Annotated in this window: 23 protein-coding genes; 2 read left to right on the plus strand and 21 right to left on the minus strand. The window is 48.2% G+C overall.

The window, feature by feature from the left end:
- Positions 1-134: 134 nt before the first annotated feature.
- Complete coding sequence (locus HMPREF9163_RS03670) at positions 135-947, minus strand: MBL fold metallo-hydrolase (protein WP_009440318.1); 813 nt, start codon at positions 945-947, stop codon at positions 135-137.
- Between the two features lie 122 nt (positions 948-1,069).
- Here HMPREF9163_RS03670 and HMPREF9163_RS03675 point away from each other — a divergent pair, with 122 nt between their 5' ends.
- Positions 1,070-2,005: a LysR family transcriptional regulator gene (locus HMPREF9163_RS03675; RefSeq protein ID WP_009440319.1), complete on the plus strand. Its 936-nt coding sequence runs from the start codon at positions 1,070-1,072 to the stop codon at positions 2,003-2,005.
- Positions 2,006-2,203: 198 nt separating this feature from the next.
- Here the strand turns inward: HMPREF9163_RS03675 and HMPREF9163_RS03680 are convergent, their stop codons facing one another.
- The 4 genes from HMPREF9163_RS03680 to HMPREF9163_RS11645 all read right to left on the minus strand — a co-directional run bounded on the left by HMPREF9163_RS03680 (position 2,204) and on the right by HMPREF9163_RS11645 (position 4,679).
- The gene (locus tag HMPREF9163_RS03680; RefSeq protein WP_006306613.1) at positions 2,204-2,527 is read right to left on the minus strand and encodes a hypothetical protein; all 324 of its coding nucleotides are present in this window, start codon (positions 2,525-2,527) and stop codon (positions 2,204-2,206) included.
- Between the two features lie 143 nt (positions 2,528-2,670).
- Positions 2,671-3,042 carry a thioredoxin family protein gene (locus tag HMPREF9163_RS11635; RefSeq protein WP_071530378.1) on the minus strand — a complete coding sequence of 124 codons (372 nt, stop codon included), beginning with the start codon at positions 3,040-3,042 and terminating at the stop codon, positions 2,671-2,673.
- Between the two features lie 224 nt (positions 3,043-3,266).
- On the minus strand, positions 3,267-4,280 hold the full coding sequence (locus tag HMPREF9163_RS03690; RefSeq protein ID WP_009440322.1) for a permease: 1,014 nt from the start codon (positions 4,278-4,280) through the stop codon (positions 3,267-3,269).
- An 81-nt stretch (positions 4,281-4,361) separates the two neighbouring features.
- Entirely contained in the window at positions 4,362-4,679 is a 318-nt protein-coding gene (locus HMPREF9163_RS11645; RefSeq protein ID WP_009440323.1) for a helix-turn-helix transcriptional regulator, read from the minus strand.
- Between the two features lie 195 nt (positions 4,680-4,874).
- Here HMPREF9163_RS11645 and HMPREF9163_RS03695 point away from each other — a divergent pair, with 195 nt between their 5' ends.
- Positions 4,875-5,849 (plus strand): IS5 family transposase, encoded by a 975-nt coding sequence (locus HMPREF9163_RS03695; RefSeq protein ID WP_369796097.1) that lies wholly within the window; start codon positions 4,875-4,877, stop codon positions 5,847-5,849.
- Positions 5,850-6,028: 179 nt separating this feature from the next.
- Here HMPREF9163_RS03695 and HMPREF9163_RS03700 read toward each other — a convergent pair whose 3' ends face one another.
- The 16 genes from HMPREF9163_RS03700 to HMPREF9163_RS03770 form a co-directional block, all read right to left on the minus strand.
- A complete protein-coding gene (locus tag HMPREF9163_RS03700) occupies positions 6,029-6,256 on the minus strand; it encodes a hypothetical protein (protein WP_009438430.1) in 228 nt (75 codons plus the stop codon).
- 27 nt (positions 6,257-6,283) lie between these two features.
- The gene (locus tag HMPREF9163_RS03705) at positions 6,284-6,655 is read right to left on the minus strand and encodes a cupin domain-containing protein (RefSeq protein ID WP_009438478.1); all 372 of its coding nucleotides are present in this window, start codon (positions 6,653-6,655) and stop codon (positions 6,284-6,286) included.
- Between the two features lie 148 nt (positions 6,656-6,803).
- On the minus strand, positions 6,804-7,880 hold the full coding sequence (locus tag HMPREF9163_RS03710; protein ID WP_037345875.1) for an IS30 family transposase: 1,077 nt from the start codon (positions 7,878-7,880) through the stop codon (positions 6,804-6,806).
- A 130-nt stretch (positions 7,881-8,010) separates the two neighbouring features.
- Entirely contained in the window at positions 8,011-9,621 is a 1,611-nt protein-coding gene (locus HMPREF9163_RS03715; protein ID WP_037345876.1) for a recombinase family protein, read from the minus strand.
- A gap of 100 nt (positions 9,622-9,721) precedes the next feature.
- Positions 9,722-9,904 (minus strand): transposon-encoded TnpW family protein, encoded by a 183-nt coding sequence (locus HMPREF9163_RS03720; protein WP_002605634.1) that lies wholly within the window; start codon positions 9,902-9,904, stop codon positions 9,722-9,724.
- A complete protein-coding gene (locus tag HMPREF9163_RS03725; RefSeq protein WP_002605635.1) occupies positions 9,901-10,758 on the minus strand; it encodes an ATP-binding protein in 858 nt (285 codons plus the stop codon). Before HMPREF9163_RS03725 ends, HMPREF9163_RS03720 begins: the two co-directional genes overlap by 4 nt.
- Positions 10,755-11,513 (minus strand): phage replisome organizer N-terminal domain-containing protein, encoded by a 759-nt coding sequence (locus HMPREF9163_RS03730; protein WP_002605636.1) that lies wholly within the window; start codon positions 11,511-11,513, stop codon positions 10,755-10,757. Before HMPREF9163_RS03730 ends, HMPREF9163_RS03725 begins: the two co-directional genes overlap by 4 nt.
- Positions 11,503-11,694, minus strand: a complete 192-nt coding sequence (locus HMPREF9163_RS11650; RefSeq protein ID WP_006058351.1) for a hypothetical protein — start codon at positions 11,692-11,694, stop codon at positions 11,503-11,505. Before HMPREF9163_RS11650 ends, HMPREF9163_RS03730 begins: the two co-directional genes overlap by 11 nt.
- A gap of 186 nt (positions 11,695-11,880) precedes the next feature.
- Positions 11,881-13,503, minus strand: coding sequence for a relaxase/mobilization nuclease domain-containing protein (locus HMPREF9163_RS03735; protein WP_002602093.1), 1,623 nt, complete (start codon positions 13,501-13,503; stop codon positions 11,881-11,883).
- Entirely contained in the window at positions 13,475-13,873 is a 399-nt protein-coding gene (locus HMPREF9163_RS03740) for a plasmid mobilization relaxosome protein MobC (protein WP_002602094.1), read from the minus strand. Before HMPREF9163_RS03740 ends, HMPREF9163_RS03735 begins: the two co-directional genes overlap by 29 nt.
- A gap of 533 nt (positions 13,874-14,406) precedes the next feature.
- Positions 14,407-14,610 (minus strand): helix-turn-helix domain-containing protein, encoded by a 204-nt coding sequence (locus tag HMPREF9163_RS03745; RefSeq protein WP_002602095.1) that lies wholly within the window; start codon positions 14,608-14,610, stop codon positions 14,407-14,409.
- The gene (locus tag HMPREF9163_RS03750; RefSeq protein WP_002602096.1) at positions 14,600-15,046 is read right to left on the minus strand and encodes an RNA polymerase sigma factor; all 447 of its coding nucleotides are present in this window, start codon (positions 15,044-15,046) and stop codon (positions 14,600-14,602) included. The genes HMPREF9163_RS03745 and HMPREF9163_RS03750 overlap by 11 nt, the downstream gene beginning before the upstream one ends.
- Positions 15,047-15,250: 204 nt before the next feature.
- Complete coding sequence (locus tag HMPREF9163_RS03755; protein ID WP_002602097.1) at positions 15,251-16,018, minus strand: class I SAM-dependent methyltransferase; 768 nt, start codon at positions 16,016-16,018, stop codon at positions 15,251-15,253.
- 323 nt (positions 16,019-16,341) lie between these two features.
- Positions 16,342-16,686, minus strand: a complete 345-nt coding sequence (locus tag HMPREF9163_RS03760) for a helix-turn-helix domain-containing protein (protein ID WP_002602098.1) — start codon at positions 16,684-16,686, stop codon at positions 16,342-16,344.
- Positions 16,687-16,767: 81 nt separating this feature from the next.
- Positions 16,768-18,687, minus strand: coding sequence for a tetracycline resistance ribosomal protection protein Tet(32) (gene tet(32), locus HMPREF9163_RS03765; protein WP_009440328.1), 1,920 nt, complete (start codon positions 18,685-18,687; stop codon positions 16,768-16,770).
- Between the two features lie 963 nt (positions 18,688-19,650).
- Positions 19,651-21,199 (minus strand): recombinase family protein (locus HMPREF9163_RS03770; RefSeq protein ID WP_037345882.1); only part of this gene is annotated, 1,549 nt, incomplete at its 5' end.

The raw sequence follows: 21,199 nt of genomic DNA on the forward strand, positions 1-21,199 counted from the left end.
TTCAAATATAAGAAAATTATAACACAGGATAGGGTATGTTGCCTAATGATTCTTTGCAAAAGAAAAAAGATTCCAAACGCTAGGTAGAGCGAATGGAATCTGTGTTGTGTGTGGAATTTACCGTATGACAGGAATTAAGCTCCGACTGTTGCGGCTTTATATTCAACCGACGCACCATCGGACGGCATATCATAATTCACCACGCCGCGACGTGCCAAACATCCTCGCAGTGTATGCCTCGTAAGCGCAGCATGTGCGACGTTGTCCAAGTGCGTCAGATAAAGACGGGCGTTAGGCGCAGTCATTGCAACGCAGTGAACATCCTCATCGTTCATGATGAGGCGTCCGTTTTCCACGGTCTCTGCGGCACAACAGTTCAGGGCAATCACCTCAGGCTGATAGTTCCGCAGTGTCTCAGCTACGCCGGAATACCAGACCGTATCCCCTGCCAAATAGAAGGTGTTCTCCTCCGATGCCTCAAACACAATCCCCATCGCGTCACCGCACGGAACAACGGTGCCGTGCAGGGCAGGGACGCGGGTCAGTCTCGCCGCACCGAACTCCATACCGCTTGTCGGCAGGACGATTATCTCTGAAAACCCGGAACTCCGCAGAACAGAGGCATCCTCCTCCGACTGACAGATGACTGGAACCGCCTTATCAAGCGGTGCACCGACCGTCCCGTCCGGTGTCATATCAATATGATCGGGATGCAGATGCGTAACGATGTAGTAGTCGACACCGCTCAAAATCTGCCCCATATCCATCGGCAAATTGTAGAACGGCATCGGAATATGCTCCTTCATCGGATCGGGGACATGAAACGGCATGTCTGGAATATCGACGAACGACAGCTGATGTTTCGGTGCAAGCCACGGGTCAATCAGAAAGACTTTCCCTGCATAGTCCAAACGGTTCGTTGCATTGCGAATCTGTGTGAGTTTCATAAGCGTTCCTCCTGTTCATCATTTGGTTAATCTGTTTCAGCAGTATATCGAGCTTCCCAAAGGATAACAAGAAAAACAACGGGACTTGCCGCAACAATATTGTTGCAGTAAAATAGATAACGATGAAAAAACTGGGAGGTATGAAGATGAATCGAAAACAGATGGAGTATTTCATTGAAGTCTATCGCTGCGGCAATATCCAGACGGCAGCAGATCATCTTTATGTTGCAAGACAAGGTCTCAGCAGAGCGATGAGATCATTGGAGGAGGAGCTTGGGCAGCCGCTTTTCACCCGTACCCCACGCGGAATCATTCCGACCGATTATGCAGCAGCACTACTGCCCCACGTTCAACGTATGCTGGATGAATATCAATTCATCGAAAGCATGAAATCCCTCGCCACCCATTCAAAAAGTGTCGTTACCATTTTTGCACTGGATCACGTCTTTTCTTATCTCGGAGCGCAATTTCTACAGGATTTTCATACTGCTCATCCGAGCATTATTCTGAGCATTGTCGATACAACAGACGACGATGCAATGGAGGGACTTCTAACAAAGCGATCTCATTTTTCCATTGTCACCGCCCCTTTTGATCAGACACGCTTTCAAGGGGACGTACTCTTTTTCTCCCGCTACTGTGCTCGTCTCTCTGCGCATCATCCCTTGGCAGAAAAGAGCCGTATCACCTACACAGATCTCGACGGGCAAATGATCATCAGTAAAGGACGCGCCTATCACTGTTTCCGTCACAATATCGACAAACACATCCTCCTGCCAGGTCTCAAAATCGAGATTCTAGCCGAAACTGCCGATGAATCCCTCATTGTTGATCTGCTGCGTCATAATCCTGCGATCAATCTCGGCTACGACTACGCAGCCGTCATGAACAGACAGCCAGACATTGTCATGCGAGAACTTGGCGACGGAAAAGATATGGGGCAGGAGGTATGCCTCATACAGAACAAGACCGTCATCCTCACCGAAGCGGCGCGTACATTCCGTCAATTCCTCTTGGATTGGCTGAAAAAAACGAGAAAGGATCGTATCATATGGTAACTGATGAACAGAACCATTCTATTGCTATGGGGGTCGCCCTCATGTGCCTTTACAATGGTTTCATAGGGGAGAAGTCGGTCACTCATGGGGCAACACCTCCATTTCCTCTTTCAGCAGTTTCAAGGCAAGCTGGATATGCCGCCCGATTGTGCCGCGTGTCCAGCAGCATTGTTCTCCGATTTCTTTCTGCGTCAAGTGCTAGAAGTAATACAAAAAGATTTCCTCCTGCATCTGTTCCAGCAGTTGAGCAAGAGCCGCCGCAAGGGAGCAGCTATCTAAAAGTATCGTCTGCCCCCGGACAGAGAACGGATAAGTTTCGCCATAGTCCGGCACTTGAAAATATTCGTCTGCGGTGCTTAACGGGACAAATTTTTCTTCGGTCAAGTATTCAAGGGAGATTTCCCGTTTCCACCTCGCCGCCAGCATACGGGCAGCGTCAAAGGACGCATGGCTAATAACAATCCGGCAGTAGGTATCATGGGTATAGTGGATATGCTCTTGATAGGCTTCCTGTTCAGTCATGACCCCCCTTTTTCTTCGATTATGGGAAAGGGCGGCAGCACTTTTTGCTGTCGCCCCTTGATTACCCACCAGCAAGGACAGACGGGGCTGTCAACGGTGGGCGCAGTCCATTCACTCGCCGTTGACCGGCTCGGCTGGATTTGCTAAATCAATTTTTTCAAAAGTGTTTCTACTTCTTTTGATTTCAACACCTTTCCCATAGAAGCAACCTGCTCATTTACAACAAGAGCTGGCATACTCATTACTCCATACTGCATGATTTTTTCCATGTCTGTAACATATTCAATCTCAATAGTAAGTCCCATTGAATGAACCGCTTCCTGAGTTGCTTCTAACAGTGCACGACAGCTTTTGCAACCAGAACCTAAAACCTTAATACAGCAAATTCCGTCCACTGTTTTTCCGTAACACTCTTTTTCCAGCTTGATTTCTGTTGCCTCGCTTGTCGGGCAGCCGGCATTACAAGCACACGCAGGCGTTTTTTCTTCTTTGTTTTTTCTGTTAAATAATGACATAATGAATACCTCCATTTATTTTTCGCTTTCAAAGCGTTTTTTCAAAACCTCATAATGATTTCGATTGCTTTTATCCCCGCCATTATCCGGGAACAAGCAATAAGGCAAACTATCCGTTGTACGGTGCTTTATGACGCAAGCACAACACCTCCCATGATTTTGGCACGATATTTTAGGACAAATACATTCTTTTACATTTTCGCAGTGTATTTTTCTACCTCATTTCAAATTAGCATTGGCTGAACGGCGTTAAAGAAATAGCCAACCAGTATAATTCCGACAGTACAGATTGCGATAAAAATCCATAAAAGTTTAGGTTTTACAGCTTTACGAAGCATAATCATTGAAGGCAGGGACAAAGTGGTAACGCCCATCATAAAAGATAAAACAACGCCCAACAATGCTCCCTTTGCCAGTAGTGCTTCTGCAATCGGAATTGTTCCAAAAATATCTGCATACATGGGTACTCCGGCAATAGTTGCGATAATTACACCAAATGGGTTATTAGCTCCGAGTATATTAACAATGATTTCTTCCGGTATCCAGTTATGAATAATAGCCCCGATACCTACACCGATCAAGACATAAGGTGCAACCTTTTTCGCAGTAGATACATCCTGTTCCCATGCAAAATGAAGTCTATCCTTAAAGTGCAATTCTTCCTGCGGAATATCAACGGATTTTCCATTTTTAATGTATTCCTCTACTTCATTTTCAAGGTGTAGTTTTTCGATTAAACTCCCTCCTGCAACAGCAATTATAAGTCCGAGCAGAACATACACGATTGCCACTTTCCAGCCGAATATGCTCATAAGGAGTAAAAGAGAGCCGAGGTCTACCATAGGAGAAGAAATTAAAAAAGAAAACGTAACACCCAGCGGCAGCCCGGCACTGGTAAAACCGATAAATATTGGAATGGACGAACAAGAACAAAACGGCGTAACTGTTCCCAAAAGGGCAGCTATCATATTTGCCCCTATTCCTCGAAATCTCCCTAATATCTTTTTGGTTCTCTCCGGCGGGAAATAACTTTGAATATACGAAATTATCAAAATTAAAACACCCAGCAATAGCATAATTTTTATGGTGTCGTAGATGAAAAACTGAACGCTTCCCCCGAACCGAGTTTCAGTAGATAGACCACACGCTTCTAACAGATTTCCTATCAGTTGGTTTAGCCATTTCATACCGAGGATTTCATTCTGAAAGAAATCCCAAACACTTTTTAGTGCCTGCATATCCTAACCTCTCTTTCTTATAAATCAAGAATTTTCGATTTGATATTCCTAAAAAAAACCGTTGCCATATTGGAACGGCTTTTAGGTGTTTGAACATTTATTACAACTCATATTTGTTTCGTCAATAGCAATCGTATCTTTCAATAAAGCCAGTACCTTTTCACTGCCTTGCTTGCTGATTTGGTAATGTGTCCATTTACCGTCCTCACGACCTGTCACAATACCTGCTTCACATAGGATTTTCATGTGATAGGAAAGCGAAGATTGAGGCATATTCACTTCATCGGTTAAAGTGCAAGTACACTTTTCTCCATTCCGCAAAAGTTCTAAAATGCGTAATCTACGCTCATCACTTAAAGCTTTAAAGATTTTTGCTCTTTCCTCATAAATAGTTGCCATGCTCTCACCTCAAATCCAAATTTCTTGATTTAAGCATATGCTTCAAATCGAAAAAAGTCAATATGAAATTATAGTTTTTCTAAGGAAACACTGATAAATTCTTATGTTGCGCAACTTTACCTCGAAAGATTACAATAGAGAAAGACAATAAACGATGAGGGAGAGACAAAAATGGTGCAGCAAACATTTACAGACATGGAATACGCAAACCGTAACAGAACAACAAAGCGTGAAGCCTTCCTGGATGCCATGGAATCCATCATCCCTTGGAAAGAATGGATGGAACTCATTGCGCCGTTCTACGTCCAGAAAGAGCGTGGCAGAAAGTTAATCCCGCTCGAAACGATGCTGCGCATGTATCTCATGCAGAACTGGTTCGGTCTCTCGGACGAGGGAATCGAGGATGCAATCTATGACAGCTATGCCATGAAGCGCTTCCTGAAGATCGACTTCTCCATCGAACGGACACCGGATGCTACGACACTCCTGCAGTTTCGACACCTGCTGGAAAAGCATGACATCACCCGCAAGATGTTCGATGACGTGAAAGAGCGGCTGGACGCCGCAGGACTCATCATGCACGGCGGTACAATCGTTGACGCCACCATCATTCATGCACCAAGCTCGACCAAGAACGCCACGAAGACCCGCGACCCTGAAATGCACTCCGTCAGGAAAGGGAATCAATGGTTCTTCGGCATGAAGATTCATTCCGGTACGGATGCGGCAACAGGCTACGTTCATACAATCACAGGGACAGCAGCCAACGTGCATGACATCGTGCAGGCGCACGCATTGATCCGAGCGGATGACCACAGCGTCTATGGGGACTCTGGGTATCTCGGCGTGGAAAAGCGCGCAGAAATCCTTGAAGATCCTCATCTATCGAGCGTGGATCACCGTATTGCAAAAAGACCTTCACAGAACCGCACAACAAAGGCGTATGCAGGAGTCAACTGGGACAAGAAGATCGAACACGAGAAAACTTCCATCCGCTGCAAGGTGGAGCATCCGTTCCTCATTGTGAAGCGGCTGTTCCAAGCGGGCAGGACAAGGTATCGTGGCATCAAGAAGAACCTGCTCCGTTACTATCTGCTCTTTGCATCGGCGAACCTCGTCATGTGCTTGAGGGCAGGAATGCAGAGGGCGTTCTGCATGACAATGGGATAAGTGCGCCCTTTTTCCCAAATTTCCCGGTGAAACGGGCGATTCGGGGAAGAAAAAGGGGCAATGAGAGCAGTATTGCACGCTCTTTTGTATTGCAATTTGTGAAATTTGTGTCTGCGGATCAGCTGGCTGTGATTATCCACTATTTATCAGTGATTCCTTGAAAATGTTTCTTAATTAAATCACTGTTCAACTTGCTCTTGCAATTCACGCTTTTCTTTTTCAATTTGCATCTCTTGCAGGACGATGTGAGGATGACAGGCAGCGAATTCTTTCTCCACCATCGCGATTACGTCATCGGGCGTATAAGGGGCGCTGTTTTCCGTTGCCAGTATGAACGAGCAGCCAGAGAGAAAAGAGGTGCAGACGAGCGCTGTGGCAGTGAGGATGCGAGGCAGGATTCGTTTCATGATGGGCTCCTACTGCCTACAGACACTTTACGGCTCGATGGGGAAATAATCCGCAGGGACGGGGGCGAGGATGCCGACAAAGACAAAGTCCTTCGCGCCTGTATTTTTCATCCCGTGGCACATGCCCTTCGCTGAGACGATGACATCGCCCTTCGCGATGGGGTGCTCCTCTCCGGGGGCAGGGTAAAAGACGCCCTCTCCCTCAATGCAGATCCATATATCATCTGCATTGGCGTGACCGTGCGGCTGAATCATCTGCCCGGGCTTTATGACCCAGACGACGCCGCTCGTTGACTCCGTGCTGTAGATTGGCGTGCGCGTTGCGACATTGCCCGCCTTTGCCACATCTGCCACGCGAAAACGGCGCGTTGCAAAATCGTTTGTGATTTCATTTGCCATGATGTTTGCTCCTTTCGGAACTTCGTATTTTATATCGTTTTAGGGCGCTCAGTCAAAGTAATCATCGTCATATCCTTCGCCGTAGTCGTTCCAATCATTATATAGATCATCCGCGTGAATTGCAAGAGCAAGTTGAACAGTGATTTAATTAAGAAACGTTTTCAATAGCGTATACTTCATCCAAGAAGGTGTTAAACAGTTCTGCCGGTGTTTGATAGCCGAAAACTCGGCGAGGGCGGCTGTTTATCTCATCCGCTATGTTTAGGATGTCCTCGTCACTGTATCCATCGATGCCCGTTCCTTTGGGGATATATTGGCGGAGGATGCCGTTGTGACGCTCGTTCTGCGGGCGTTCCCATGAGCTGTAGGGGTGAGCGAAGTACACCTTCGTGCCGAGGCTCTCAAGCTGCGTGAACGTCTCGAACTCTGTCCCGTTGTCAACGGTAATCGTCTTGAACACTTGGCTGAAACGGTCCTCTCCATATTCCGATTTCAAATGGGCGATGGCTTCTTCAATGCCGGCGCACGTGCGACCCGAGATGCGGATTGCGATGTAGTCGTGCGTCACCTTTTCCACAGCGGTAAATACGGCTGCGCCGCGCCCTTTCCGCGATCCGACAACGGTGTCGGCTTCCCAGTGTCCGATTTCCGTGCCTTCGTCCACAAGGGCAGAACGCTCCTCTATACTACGCCCTTTCAGGCGCTTGTTCTTGCGGTTTCGCTTGCGCTTGCACTTTCGTCCGAGCGCTTGCGGGACATCGAACAGCGTCAGCGGAATCCTACCCGCCCACAGCATATTGTCAAGCGTCTTGGTGCAAGGGATACCATCCTCGTCGAACCGTTTGTTCGCCCTAGCATCCCCGACGCACATGTCGATCGACCACTTGTTCTTACGGATTCTTTCGGTCATCCAACGCAGGAATGGCGCACAGCCTGCGCTGTCAACCTTATACGGTCGTTTGGAGTTCTTTCGATGTTCGAGGTAAGCCCGTTGCCCACGCCTTGCCGTATATTGTGGAGACCGCCCGCGAGCAGATCGGCGTTCAGGCGTCCCACGTGTAATCTCATAGTGGATCGTTGTATGCGAGCATCCAATCCGTGCGGCTATGGCGCGAAGCGAGAATCCCTCACGGTGGAGTGCCTGTATTTGCCCTCTTTCATCAAGGGTAAGGTGCTTTCCCGATTTACGAATGGCCTCCGTTGTGGTAGAATAGGCGTAATCCATAGTGATTGCTCCTTTGCTGATGTTTTGTAGCGGAACCATTTGCTGATGTGTGATAAAGAAGTAGTAGAAGTGTAAAAAATTTTGCCGTTCCTATCCGGCGTTTGCGCATTGCGCCGGATAGGTCGGGCGGTCATTCGGGCAGGTCTACCTTGCCAACGAAAGAGTAATAAATATCAATGTCCTGTCTGCGTGTGCCGTTCTCGTCATAGCTGCACTCATGCACAACGATTTTCTCCACAAACTCACGCAAAAGGGTAGGGGTAAGTTCTTCAAAGCTGGTGTACTTGCGGACAACATTCATAAACTTTTCTGCGTTTACCGTGGCTTCCTGCGCTTTGGAAAGCTCTGCCCGGATAGCGGCGGCTCTCTCTTTCAGTTCTTTCTGCTCGGCTTCATAGTCTGCCGACAGCTCCGTGAAACGCTCGTCTGAAATGCGCCCGGTCACGCTGTCCTCATACAGCCGCTTGAAGATAGCGGATAACTCGCTGATACGCTTCTCGGCGGCTTCCAGCTCCTTTTTCCTTGCGGCGTTCCTGCGCTTGCCCCCGTCCTCGTTCTGCTCGATCAGCAGCTTCATAAACCGGGCTTCGTGCTTCGCTGCATAGCTGGTGACTTTCCGCAGATTGTCGGTCACTCCGGCGGTCAACAGGTCGGTGCGGATAAAGTGCGCCGTACAGTCACGGGTACGCTTCTTGTAGCTCCCGCAGATATAACAATCCTGCTTGCGGGTGGCGTTCTGGTAACGCTGCTGGTAAAGGACGCTGCCGCAGTCGGCACAAAAGAGTATGCCGGAGAATAAGCCCACTTCATCATAGCGGTTCGCGCGTTTGCGCTGCTTGCGTAACTCCTGCACACGCTCCCACATCTGGGTGTCAATGATAGGCTCATGGTGGTTCTCGAAAATCGCCTGTTTCTCAATGGGGTTCTCTACGCTGTGCTTGGTCTTGTAGGACGGCTTCTCCGTCTTGAAGTTTACCAGACAGCCCGTGTACTCCCTGTTTTCAAGGATATGTACCACGGTATTGGTCGCCCACTTGCACTCATAGCCGGGGTGGTAGCGGCGGGTGCTTCCCGTCCGACGGTATTCCAGCGTTCCCGGCGTGGGGATCTCCTGCTCTGTGAGCATACGGGCTATCTTGGTCGGCCCGTTCCCGGCAAGGCACAAGCTGTAAATCTGCCGCACAACAGGGGCGGCTTCCCCGTCAATGATAAAATTTTCGTCCTCGTCCATAAAGTAGCCGTATACGGGTTTGCTCGTGACGGGCTTCCCGCTCATACCCTTAGACCGTTTTACTGCTTTGATTTTCTTGCTCGTATCTCTCACCAGCCATTCGTTAAAAATGTTCCGCAGAGGGGCAAAATCATTGTCGCCCTGTGCGCTGTCCACTCCGTCATTGATAGCGATAAAGCGGACGCCTTTCTGTGGGAAAATCATTTCCGTATACATTCCCACTTGCAGATAGTTTCGCCCTAACCGTGACATATCCTTGACGATAACGGTGCCGACTTTTCCGGCTTCAATGTCCGCAAGCATGGCTTGAAAACCGGGTCTTTGGAAGTTCGCCCCAGAATAACCGTCATCTGTGTACCATTGCAGATTGGAAAAGCCGTTCTGCTTCGCATAGGTTTCAAGAATACGCTTCTGGTTTGAAATAGAATTGCTCTCACCTTGCAGCTCGTCCTCGTGGGATAATCTCGGATAAAGGGCGGTAATAAGGTTTCGGGTGGTCTGTCTTAACATAGTGTCCTCCATTTCCGACAGCCAGCCCCACTATTCCGTATGACTATCATACCACACGCCGGGGCTGGCTGTACAGTCCTTTCTGCTTCTTTACGTCCCGTCAAATTGCCGATTTTTGTGTAGCAGCTTCCGCTTCCAGCACTTTCAGCATTTTATCGGCGGCGGTGGCGGTGGTGTCCTGCTTGAAATAGCCGGAAACGACAAGGACAGAATTACCTATGCGGATTTCCGTCACGCAATCCGGGCGGCGGGTGCTGCGGTCATTCTTTGGGGTGTTGGTCATAGGCGGCTCTCCTTTCTGTTCATCAGCTTTTTCAGTTGTCCCATTTTCTCCTGCGCCGTGGCTTTTCGGAAGTTGCTCCCGGTAAAGCGGACAGGAGAACACATTTCAATCAGACGGTCATAAATGCGGGCGTGGGCGGTGTCCTCCGGGTGCTGCAAGTCCTCCAGCGTGAGATTAGTCGTGACGATCAGCGGCCTGCCGCTGCGGTAACGGCTGTCAATCACGTTGTAGACCTGCTCTAAGCCGTATTCCGTTCCCCGTTCCATTCCAAAATCGTCAAGGATAAGCAGCGGGAAGCTGCAAAGTCGGGAGATATATTCATTCCTGCCCTCAAAGCTGGCGGCAAGGTCACCCAATATCAATGCAAAGTTTGTCATGCACACGGGGATTTCACGCTCCATAAGGGCATTTGCGATACAGCCCGCAAAATAGCTCTTGCCTGTGCCAACGCCGCCCCATAGCAGATAGCCAATGTTGCGCTCTTTCATGGTTTCCCAGTTCTCCACATAGAAATGGGCGTGTTCCATTTGCGGGCACTTGCCGTTGTCGTTCTCAAACGTCCAGCCCTGCATAGCCGGGTCTGTAAAGCCCCGCCGCTTCAACCGCTCGACAGTTTCAAGGTGACTGCGCTGTTTCTCTGCGGCTTCCCGTTCCTCACGCTCTGCCCGCTGGCAGTCACATTCTGCCGGGTGGCGGTCACGCCCCAGCCATGCGGCGGTTTCTTTGGGGAAATAGCCCTCTTTGGGCTTGTGGCACTTCCCGCAGTATAAAAGCCCGTCCTCGCCGGTGTAGTCCTCCGGCTCCGGCGTGGTGTCGGTCATATTCAAAATCATTTCATCAAATCCATTCGTCATAAGCTCTCGCCCTCCTTACAGGTATAATCGGGTATGCCCTTTTTCGGGGCTTTCTTGGCTGCGTCCTCCTGCGCCCACTTGAAAATCGTGGCTGCATGGCTCTTGTATTTCCTCCCGCTGGAAGCGATATGGCAGGATAGGCGGTCAATGTAATACTCCCACTTGCCGGGAAGCTCTGTTTTCAGCCCGTCAAGCTCCGTATCGGAAAGAATGACATTGTGGTATCTGCCATAGGCGGCGGGGGCGGGGTGTCCCGTTTCTAACTCTCTCTCTTTTTCTATTTCTATATCTATCTCTTTCTCTATCTCTATCTCTGGTGGACAAATGTCCGCTCGATATGGTGGACATTTGTCCGCCCCTGTCTGCGGCAGGGCTTTTTGTTCCTGCAAAGCCAGCCGCGCCCTGCGCTTGCGCTCCCCCTCGGTAGAGGACTGGCCGATTAAAAGCTCAATGTTGCTCATGTAGAGTGCGCCGCTTGGCAAAGGCTCCACAAGCCCCAGCTTCATAAAGATTTTCAAAGCTCTCTCTACGGTACCTACCTGCTGGCGGGTAATGGTCGCAATCATCTGGGCGGTGTAGGGGATATTCTCGTCAAGCTGCAATTTCCCGCCGTTTTTCAGCGATTTCAAGTACAGCTTCAAGAGAATGTTGGAATAGATAACGCCGTCCTGCATACTTTCCAGCAGAACGATTGCATCATCGTCAAAATAGCTCTCTTTCAGCTTGAGGTAGTAATATTTGCGGTTATCTGCCATAGGCTGCGTCCTCCTTTTTCCAGCGTTTGGAATAATAGCGAGGGCATAGTATGATAACCGCCCGGAAGCTCTGTTTGCAGTCACGGGTGCAGCCCCGGCATAGGTCGTTGTAAGTGATACGGTTGCGGTGGTTGAGGAAGAAAGACCATTCCAGCCGCCGCTTCTTGCTCATTCTCGGCAATGGTAAGCTCCTTTCTGCCGTTCCTATCGGTGTAGCGGGATAGGGGGCATTTTCTGTATGTTCTCGGTATCATTTTCGGGCTTTTTCTGCCCTGTAAGCCCCGTTTGGAAGTCGGGGAGTATTGCGGTAAGGGTTCATATCATACCTGTATTTTTGTAGGGTTTCGGTATCATTTCGGGGCGGTCTTTAACGCTCCTGTTCACGCTTTTTCTGCTGGCTCGGTGCGCCCCTTAAAATCTGGTCGATATTGCGTCTGACTGTCTGAAGCTCCTGCGCCCGCTGGCGTTTCTCCCGGTAGTCGTTATATCCGGCGTTCTTCTGGACGGTAAGCTGCTCAATCTCCCTTTGCAGGGCTTTGCTGGCTGGCAGCTTGGTTATTCCATGCTCCCGGAAATAACGGGCGGCTGTGTCCGCTATGATAAAATCGCTTTCGTGCTGTTCCCGGTAGGCTCTCCGGGCTTTCTCCGATTTCTGCGCTTTCAGACCGTCACGGGCGGGCTTCGTGCCGATATAGCCCAAAAGGTTGCGCTGCAATTCCTTTTTCTCCCGGATAGCGGCTTCCAGCCCTTTCAGTCCGGCAAGGCTCTCCTGCGTGGCGGTGTTGGCTGCGGAAATGGCAGCGTCCAGCTCGTCCGGGGAAGAAAAGCCATACTGCTGGTAGAGCATGAGGGTAGCCGACATCTGTTTGAGGTTGTGCATGGTCGCCCACTTCTCATAGCCCCGTCCTTTCCCCTCGGCTCGCTTGGCGGCTATGTCTACCATGCGCTGTACAGCGTCATTGTTCGGGGCGTTTTTCGCTTCTTTTTTCGTCCGTAAGCGGTCTTTGATACTGCCGGGGTATTCCGCTATGGCTGCGGGTTTTTCGGCGGCTCTGGCGGCGTTCTGCTCCAAAACGGAGAGGACAGCAGCCCGGTCAAAATCGTCCCCCAGCTTCCGGGCGGTAATTGGCTTCGTCCTGTCCGGCGTGAGGTAACTTAGCCGCCCCCGGCTCTCCTTGACGGTCACACCATGCCGGAGAAGCAGGGCGGCAAACTCATCAAAGCCGGAAGCAGCGGCAAGGGCTTCCCGGATAGTCCGGCGCAGCTTCGCCTTATCCGTTTCAAACTTGGTCTGCCGGGGCGCGATACCGTCCGCAGCAATAGGGGCGTTGGCTCTGTCAAGGGCAGCCTGTCCTTTCTTCTGCGCCCAATACTCACGCTCGGTAATGCGTTCTTTGCTGCCGTTCAAAAGGTCTATCTGGTAAAGCCCCTCGCTGTGGCACATCTCCATGACTTCGGCTTTCAGATAGTTCATAGCTGCGTCCGTACAGCGGTGCTTGCAGCCTGCTTTCCTGTCCGCTGGCCTGTCCATGTGGGGCAGCATGGGAACCTCCGCAATCCGCAGACTGTTAATGACGATATGCACATGGATATTTTCGGTGTGGCTGTGTCCGTCCGGGTGGGTGCAGACAAGGGCCTGGTGTCCGGGGAAATGCTCGGCGCAGAACTTCTCGCCCAGCTCCTGCGCCCGATCAACGGTCAAGCCGTTGTCCGGGCCGTCCCGTGGGTCAAAGCTGATGATGTAGTGGTGGCTCTTTACGTCCTCCCGTTTCTGGTTCTTGCCGTAGCGGAGATTGGAGCGCATACAGGCAACGGCAAAATCCTCCCCGCCACAATTCAGAGAGGATATGCGGTAGTCTACCCTCGGTATGAGCCGCCCGTCTGCGTCAAGGGTGGGCTTCATGGTAAACTCGTCATGCTCGAATGTGAGGTATTTTTCAGCGTCCCCGTAGTTGGCATTTTTAGAGCTGATATGTTTGAGTATCGCCAACGGCTTCACCTACTTTCTGCAAGACTTCAAACTTCAAGGCGGCAAGGTCGGCGGCGGCTCCCCGCACTTCCTTTTCCAGCCCCCGGTAGGGGCTTCCGTATTCGTTCAGGCTCCGGGCAATCTGGTTTAAGTTGCCGCCGATTTTCCCGTACTCTGCCGTGAGCTTGGAGAGGGCGGCAAGCAGCCCGTCATTGACCGGGGAAACGGTGACAATGGGGCGTATGGTCGCTTTCCGTATGGCTTGCCGGATAAACTCGGACTGGCTGATTTCATAAGCCGCCAGCCGCCCGGTGAAGTCGGCGTATTCTTCATCGGTCATGCGGGTCTTTACCACATGACGGCGGTGGGGCGTATTGTATTTCTTTCGCATGGTCTGTGACCTCCTTTCTCGCCCGACAGGGCGCATAGCAGGGTTTGGGGAAGGCACTCCCCAACAAGATTCCCGCAGGGGCAAAAATAAGCGGAGAGCGAATTTTGGCACCTCGGTAGAATCTTGCTCTGAAAAACTCCGGCGTTCCCCGGCTCCCGTCCTTTCCGCTAACAAAACGTTTCAAAAGGGCTTTGCTACCCGCTATTCCGGCTTATCTTGAAAATTTTCCTTTCACTACCTACAACACCACGCAAAGCAAAATGGACGGAGATTTTTAGAATTTCCCCTCTATTCCCTACAACACCACGCAAGCCGGAATAGGCGGACAATGGCAGTATTTTTTTCTTTGATACCCTCTACGGATAAGTAAGGGATTTTGCCAACTGCGGCGGCTATTTTCCCTTTTGTTTTTTCATACTGGGGATTTTCAAAAATGCCAAACAGGAACGAAAAAAAGCAGCAAATCTGTTGAATAGATTTACTGCTTTCTGGTTGCCGGCGAAGCGGCGGTTATTCAGTTGTAGGCGGTAGGGCTATCTCCCAAAGCGGAACTTGAAAATAGCTGTGAGAAGCGTCTGGGTGATGTAGTCCTCTGTATCTTGGTCTACCCGTCCATTCACACGGGCGGCACATTGTATGCGGCGGCGGTAATACTGCAATACAGTTCCCACCGCTTCCGGCTCCCCGCTGGCGGCTTGGACGATTGTTTCATAGGGGAGAAGCCTATTATTTCTCATATGCCATTCCCTCCATTTCCGCTTGGAGCTGCCGTAGGGCTTTTCGGATATGGTAGCCCGCTGTGCTGCGGCTGCGCCCGTACTGTCTGCCAATTTCGTGCTGTGGAATACGCTTGAAAAAGGACAGGTAAATCATTTCCCGCTCCCGTTCGTCCAGCCGTGACAGGGCTTCCGCAAGTAAACCGCTGCTGAAAATGACCGTATCGCCGCAAAGGGTAAGTATGTATTCCTCGTCCGGCTCCGGGGCTTGGAAATATTCATCTGTCGTGCCTAAAGGGTAGTGCTTTTCGTCTGTGAGGTATTCAAGGGATATTTCTCTTTTGTGCTTCCTGCTCCGTGTCCTCGCTGCGTTGATCGTTGCATTTCGGATAACGACTTTGCAAAAGGCATGGAAAGTGTACTCGATATGTTCCCGATATTCTTCTGTACAGGTCATGGAAAATCCCCCTTTCCTCCCAAAAGGGCTGTGGCTGGTTAGTAGTTGCTTTTTATGATAGTAAGGGGCGGCAGCACTTTAGGCTGTCGCTCCTTGACTGCCTAACTGCAAAACCGGGCGGGGCTGTCAACGGCGGGCGAAGCCCGTTCATCTTGACCGTTGACTGGCTCGGCCGGGTTTGCTATTTATCCGGCAAACTTGAATTTATTTTAAGCTATCACGTTTTACCTTTTTAAGCCTTACTATCATTACCATAGGAATTTCTTTATTGTTTTTGAAACATTCTTCATAAAATCCATCAATGACAAATCCAGCTCTGAAACAAAGGTTAAAAATATCTTGTATGGAACGATGATAATAAATCTGCTCCTCCGGCTGCCCTTCGATCGCTATATCATAGTAACTGTGCGGTGTCATATATTTTTCAGTCAATGTGATAAAACAAGGGTGCTGCGTTGCAAAGACAAAAATCCCGTTTTCCTCCAATAGTTCATAAACAGCCATAAAAAGCGGTTCAATATCCGTAATATCCATAATTGCCATATTAGAAACTGCTTTCGTAAAGGCTCGATTTCTTTTTAATCCTAATAAGCTTTCTCTATTGGTCGCATCCGCTACGCAAAACTCAATTTGTTTTGCATATTGTGATCGCCGTCTTTTAGCCAATTCTATCATTTTTTTGCTGTAATCAAAAGCGACGACCGAAGCGCCTCTCTGTGCAAGATACGAAGAATAATTTCCATTGCCGCACGCAATATCCAAAATGTAATCCGAAGGATCAGGAGAGAGAAGTTCCGTTACTTTGGGACGTACTACCTCTCTGTGAAATTCATTGGATTCGTCACCCATTGCATCATCCCAAAATTGTGCGTTTTTCTCCCAGATCTTTTTGCTTTCCTCTGTTCCCATGTTCTCTCCCACTCCCAAAATTTGCCTTTTTGCTTCCATTAAATCTTCCTTACTATATTCCATTGTTACCCTCCATAACTTCTGATTGTTGCCGTCTTGACTATTATGTATCTTTTCTTTCCAAAATGGTATAGGCTTTTATTTTTATAATGCTGCAAAACTTTTCTTCTGTAAGGTATTCAAAGGATATTTCCCTTTGCCGCCGCTATTGGAAAGCCAAAAGCAGCGGCTTTTTTACGCGATATGACCGAAAAGACTAGAAAGCAGGATATGTCATCATTTGTCATTTCTTCTCAATGTAATAACTGCATGGCATATCAAGCCAAATACAAGAGAAAAACAGCCACCGCCAAATAGTGATGCTCCCCACCCTGCACCCGACATTGTCATAAAACCGCCAACAAAGAAAATACCAATGCCAAGAAATATCCCGACACCATAAAAAAGTCCAATTGCCATATCATACTTATTAAATTGTCGTTTCTCTTTTTTTCACATGTTTCCATTTTTGTTATTACCTCCTTCGCAAAATCGTCCATGTGGACTCCAAAAAGAAAACAAATTTTTTTCAACGTATTTAAATCGGGTTCATTAACATCTCTCTCCCAATTCGATAGCGCCTGCCGGGTAACATTCAATTTCCCAGCCAGTTCTTCCTGTGTCATTCCCGATTGTGTTCGCAGATGACGTATTTGCTTTCCTGTTGTAATATCCGTCTGTTTCTGGTTCAAAATGGTTCCTCCTCTCTGATGCTGATTTTATCAATGATATTTCGCAATAGCCAGCAATGAACGTTTGCATTGCGCAAGATGTTACATTATCTTCTGAAACATATGCCGGATCTTGTCTAAACGGCTGTTCGGGCGGCGTGGCTGAAACACAGGCTCGCCGGAAGTTTCCTGATACCCTTTTAATTCTGTAATGCAGACACTTCTTCCATTTGTATAAAAATTCAAATCATTTCTATATTCACCAATACAACGGGCAGGGATTTCCCCCTTAAAAATAACTTCATCTTTTTCAAGTCTGGTTGATTCAATGATTGCGCAATACTTTGGTGCGTCATTATAAGCCCGTGAAAGATATTCCTGCGGTGCAAAAAGGGTAAAGGAAAGGTATGGTTCCAACAGTTGTGTTCCTGCTTTTTTCAATGCCTGCTCCAACACGACAGGCGCAAGAAAACGAAAATCAGCGGGGGTGCTGACCGGGCTGTAATAAACTCCATAATCAAACCAAATTTGGCAGTCTGTCACTCCCCAGCCATATAAGCCCTGCTCCATTCCATAACGCACACCCTCCATGACGGCATTTTGAAAACTTTGGTTTAAATAGCCGAGAGATACCTCGCTTTTATATTGTGTTCCGCTTCCAACAGGAAGCGGTGTTACAGTCAAACCAATAGATGCCCAAAACGGATTCGGCGGCACTTCAATATGAATCGTGTAGCTCGCTTTTTTTTGCGGTCTTTCCAGATAAATAACCGAAGGCTCTTTCATAGCCACGCCCACATGATATTTTTCTTCTAATAGCGAACAAATAACTTCTAACTGTACTTTTCCCAAAAAAGATAATATAATCTCATGTGTAACAGTATCAATGTCAAAATGCAAAAGAGGGTCTGTATCAGCAATCTCTGTGAGGGCATTTAACAGGGCTTCCCTTTGCTCCGGCTTTTGCGGCTCTACCGTTGTCCGAAGTAATGGCATGGGATTATCAATCCGTGTTTTGTGAGGCAGGAGTTTTTCATTTCCCAGAATGTCGTTCAGTTTCAAAGTATCATCAGCTAAAATAACAATTTCTCCCGGACAGGCATGGTCAACCGGGACGATTTCACCATTTGACGGAATACACATTTCTGTAATCTTTATTTTTTCCTTTTTTGACAGCAGCAGGGTATCCCGTAAATGGAGCGTCCCATGATACAGGCGTAAATAAGAAAGCCGTTTTTTCCGCTCTGTATACTCAACCTTAAAAACATATCCACATAATTCAGACTGAATATCGTCTGTTTCTGTAATGAAAGTTTCTGTAATCGCTTCAATCAGTTTTTCTGTTCCTAAATTGTCTTTTGCACTCCCATGATAAACAGGAAACAAAGAGCAGCATCTGGTTCTTTTGCACTTTTCATATTGTAATTCCTGTATATCCAAAGAATCCTCTGCAACATATCGTTCTAATAGTTCATCGCTTCCGGAAATAATCATATCCCATTTGTCCAAATCAGAAATATCGGTCATGGTTATCTTTGGCGACAGGGAAACCTCCTGCATGACAATCATATCACTGGTAAGTTTATCTTTAATGCTTTGGTAAACACGCCGCAGGTCGATCCCATTTTGGTCTATCTTATTTATAAAGATAATTGTCGGAATGTCCATTTTCTGAAGCGCATGGAATAATATACGGGTTTGTGCCTGTACGCCGTCTTTTGCCGAAATGACTAAAACAGCTCCGTCAAGGACAGATAAAGAGCGGTATGCTTCGGTTAAAAAATCCATATGACCGGGAGTGTCCACGATATTGATTTTATAATCATTCCAGCAAAAAGAAGTAACCGCTGTCTGAATGGTAATTCCGCGCTGCCGTTCCAAAATCATAGTGTCTGTTCTTGTAGTTCCTTTATCCACGTTTCCTTGTTCCGCAATCGCTCCACTGGTGTACAGCAGGCTTTCCGTCAATGTTGTTTTTCCTGCGTCTACATGGGCGAGAATTCCAATATTGATTATTTTCATGTGATTGTCCTCCTTTTACAGCCCCAAAAGGGCATAAAAATCCCCAGCAGTAAAATACTTTTACCACTGGGGATTATAATTTGCGGACATACACATATACAGCATACACCTGTTTGTGATTGCTGTTTTTCGGATATGTCAAAATTGATAAGGCAAAAGTATTCTTAAATTGGGTACAAAAAACCAAGCCCCCACAAAAGGGACTATCATAATCCTTTGTTCCCACTATTTGATTATAGTTTTATTTAAGAATACCTTGCCGCATATTTTTTACTCCTTTTTTGGAATGATGCTATTATATCACATTAGTTTTAGGAAAGAAAGTACCTAAAAGAAATTTTTCTTCCCCTTATATGTAACAATCATACCGACTTTCTGGCGTTCAGAATGGTTTCTGCTGTCTGCTGTGGTGTTTGGTTGGAATTGTCCAGCCAAAAGCCGATCCGTGGTGTTGTCTGCATAAATGTATCGTATAAGGTTTCAACCGTAAAGCCGGAATAGCCTGTTTTCTCCCTGTATCGTTCCCTTCCTTTTATTGTTTCCACATCTGGACAAAGAACGACAACCTCAACAGGGTATTTATGCGGCACAAAAAATATGTACATGTAACTAATTCAACACATTTATAATTTGAATAGGGACATTATAGCATTTACTAAATACAAATTCAATGTATACGGAAATAAAGATATAAGGAGTGGGAAGGATTCCGCCGTAGTCGGCATTGTAGGAAAATCCAAAAGTTTAGATTTTCCCACAATGCTTATCTTTTGGTCTTTGGTTCGGAATAGTGTAGTGCTGGCGGTCTATCTCTTGTTTTCGGTTGCTTGCTTCCTTACCGTACATGAGCATTATAGCACGGGATGTCACTATGGATTTTGTTTTTGTTTAGCTGTTCAACTTCATTTTACAACGAACCGATGGAATCTTTTGCGTGAAAGGTGATCTCTTGAATTTATATCTTCATCCCTCAATTGCAGTCTCAATCCCACCCTTAAAAACAACAACAATCTGCCCGTCCTCCTGCACACAGATATGATCAAGCAGCCCGCCCCATAGCTCCTCATCGAACGCAACCTGCTCCCCGTTGATACCACATACCACTTGAATCATGCCCTCCAAGGTGTTTCTCTTGCTCTCCCTCTCGGCAATTTGCTCATCCAACCTCGCTAGATGCCCCTGCTTTTCCACATAGAGTGCGCGAATCTCATTTTCCTGTTTCAGATACGCCGTCTGATCCTGTGCCACCCGTGCATTCTCACGAATCAACGTTTCAAGCCGTTCTGTCAAAACGCCGAGTTCCTGCTCTGTTCTATCGTGTTCCTCAGTCAACTCCCCTGTCTGGCAAACGCCGTTAATCAGGGATCTGAGTTCCGCAATCACGTTCTCTTTGACTTCCACCAAAGAGTTCAGTGCCTTGACGAAAATTCGTTTGATCTCCTCCTCTGTCAGATGCCTTGTACTGCACGGCTTGCCCTTGTGGGCATATTTCTTGTTGCAGCGATAGATGACTCTGCGGTACTTGTCCGTCGAATGCCACACCTTCGCCCCGTACCATGCGCCGCAGCAGCCGCATTTGATTTTGTTCGCGAAGATGCTCACGCCGCTGTGCTTCCCTCTCTTTTCACGCTCCTTGATTTCTGTCTGCACGAAGTCGAATAAGTCCGGCGGGATAATCGCCTCGTGGTGCTCCTCAACATAGTACTGCGGAATCTCGCCCGTATTCTTCCGTCGCGTCTTATCGAGGAAGTCCGCCGTATACTCCTTCTGGATCAGTGCATCGCCACGGTACTTCTCATTTGTAAGGATGGAGCGCACTGTGGAGATGTACCACTTTTCCTTTCCCGACGGGGATTTGATGCCCCGCTTTTCCAGTTCCTTAGTGATGGCGTAGAAGGATCGCCCGCCGAGGAAGAGTTTGTAGATGAGCCTTACGATTTTCGCCTGTTCTTCGTTGATTTTGAAATCCTTGTCATAGCCGAGAAAAGCACTGTAGCCCACACTGGTCTTGCCCTCAGCGAACTGCTTCCGCTTGCCCCATGTGGTGTTCTCCGAGATACTGCGGCTTTCCTCCTGAGCCAGGCTGGACATAATCGTTATAAGGAGTTCTCCGCGCGTGTCGAACGTCCAAATGTTCTCTTTTTCAAAATAGATCTCTACGCCGTTTTCCTTGAGTTTGCGGACATTCTGCAGCGAGTCCACAGTGTTTCTCGCAAAGCGGCTGACCGACTTTGTAATGATAAGGTCAATCTTTCCTGCAAGGGCATCCTCAATCATCTGGTTGAACCCATCCCGCTTCTTTGTGTTGGTTCCACTGATCCCTTCATCCGAATACATGCCGACGAAATCCCAGTCTGCACGGCTTTCGATGTAGTTCTTGTAATGCGCCATCTGCATCTCGTAACTGGAAGCCTGTTCTTCATGATCGGTCGAACCTCTGGCATATCCTGCCGTTCTGCGTCGCCTTGGTTCTGCCGCAACTTCTGACCGAAACACTCTGGGAGTTGCAGGA

This window comes from Selenomonas sp. oral taxon 138 str. F0429, assembly GCF_000318175.2.
GTDB lineage: Bacteria > Bacillota > Negativicutes > Selenomonadales > Selenomonadaceae > Centipeda > Centipeda timonae.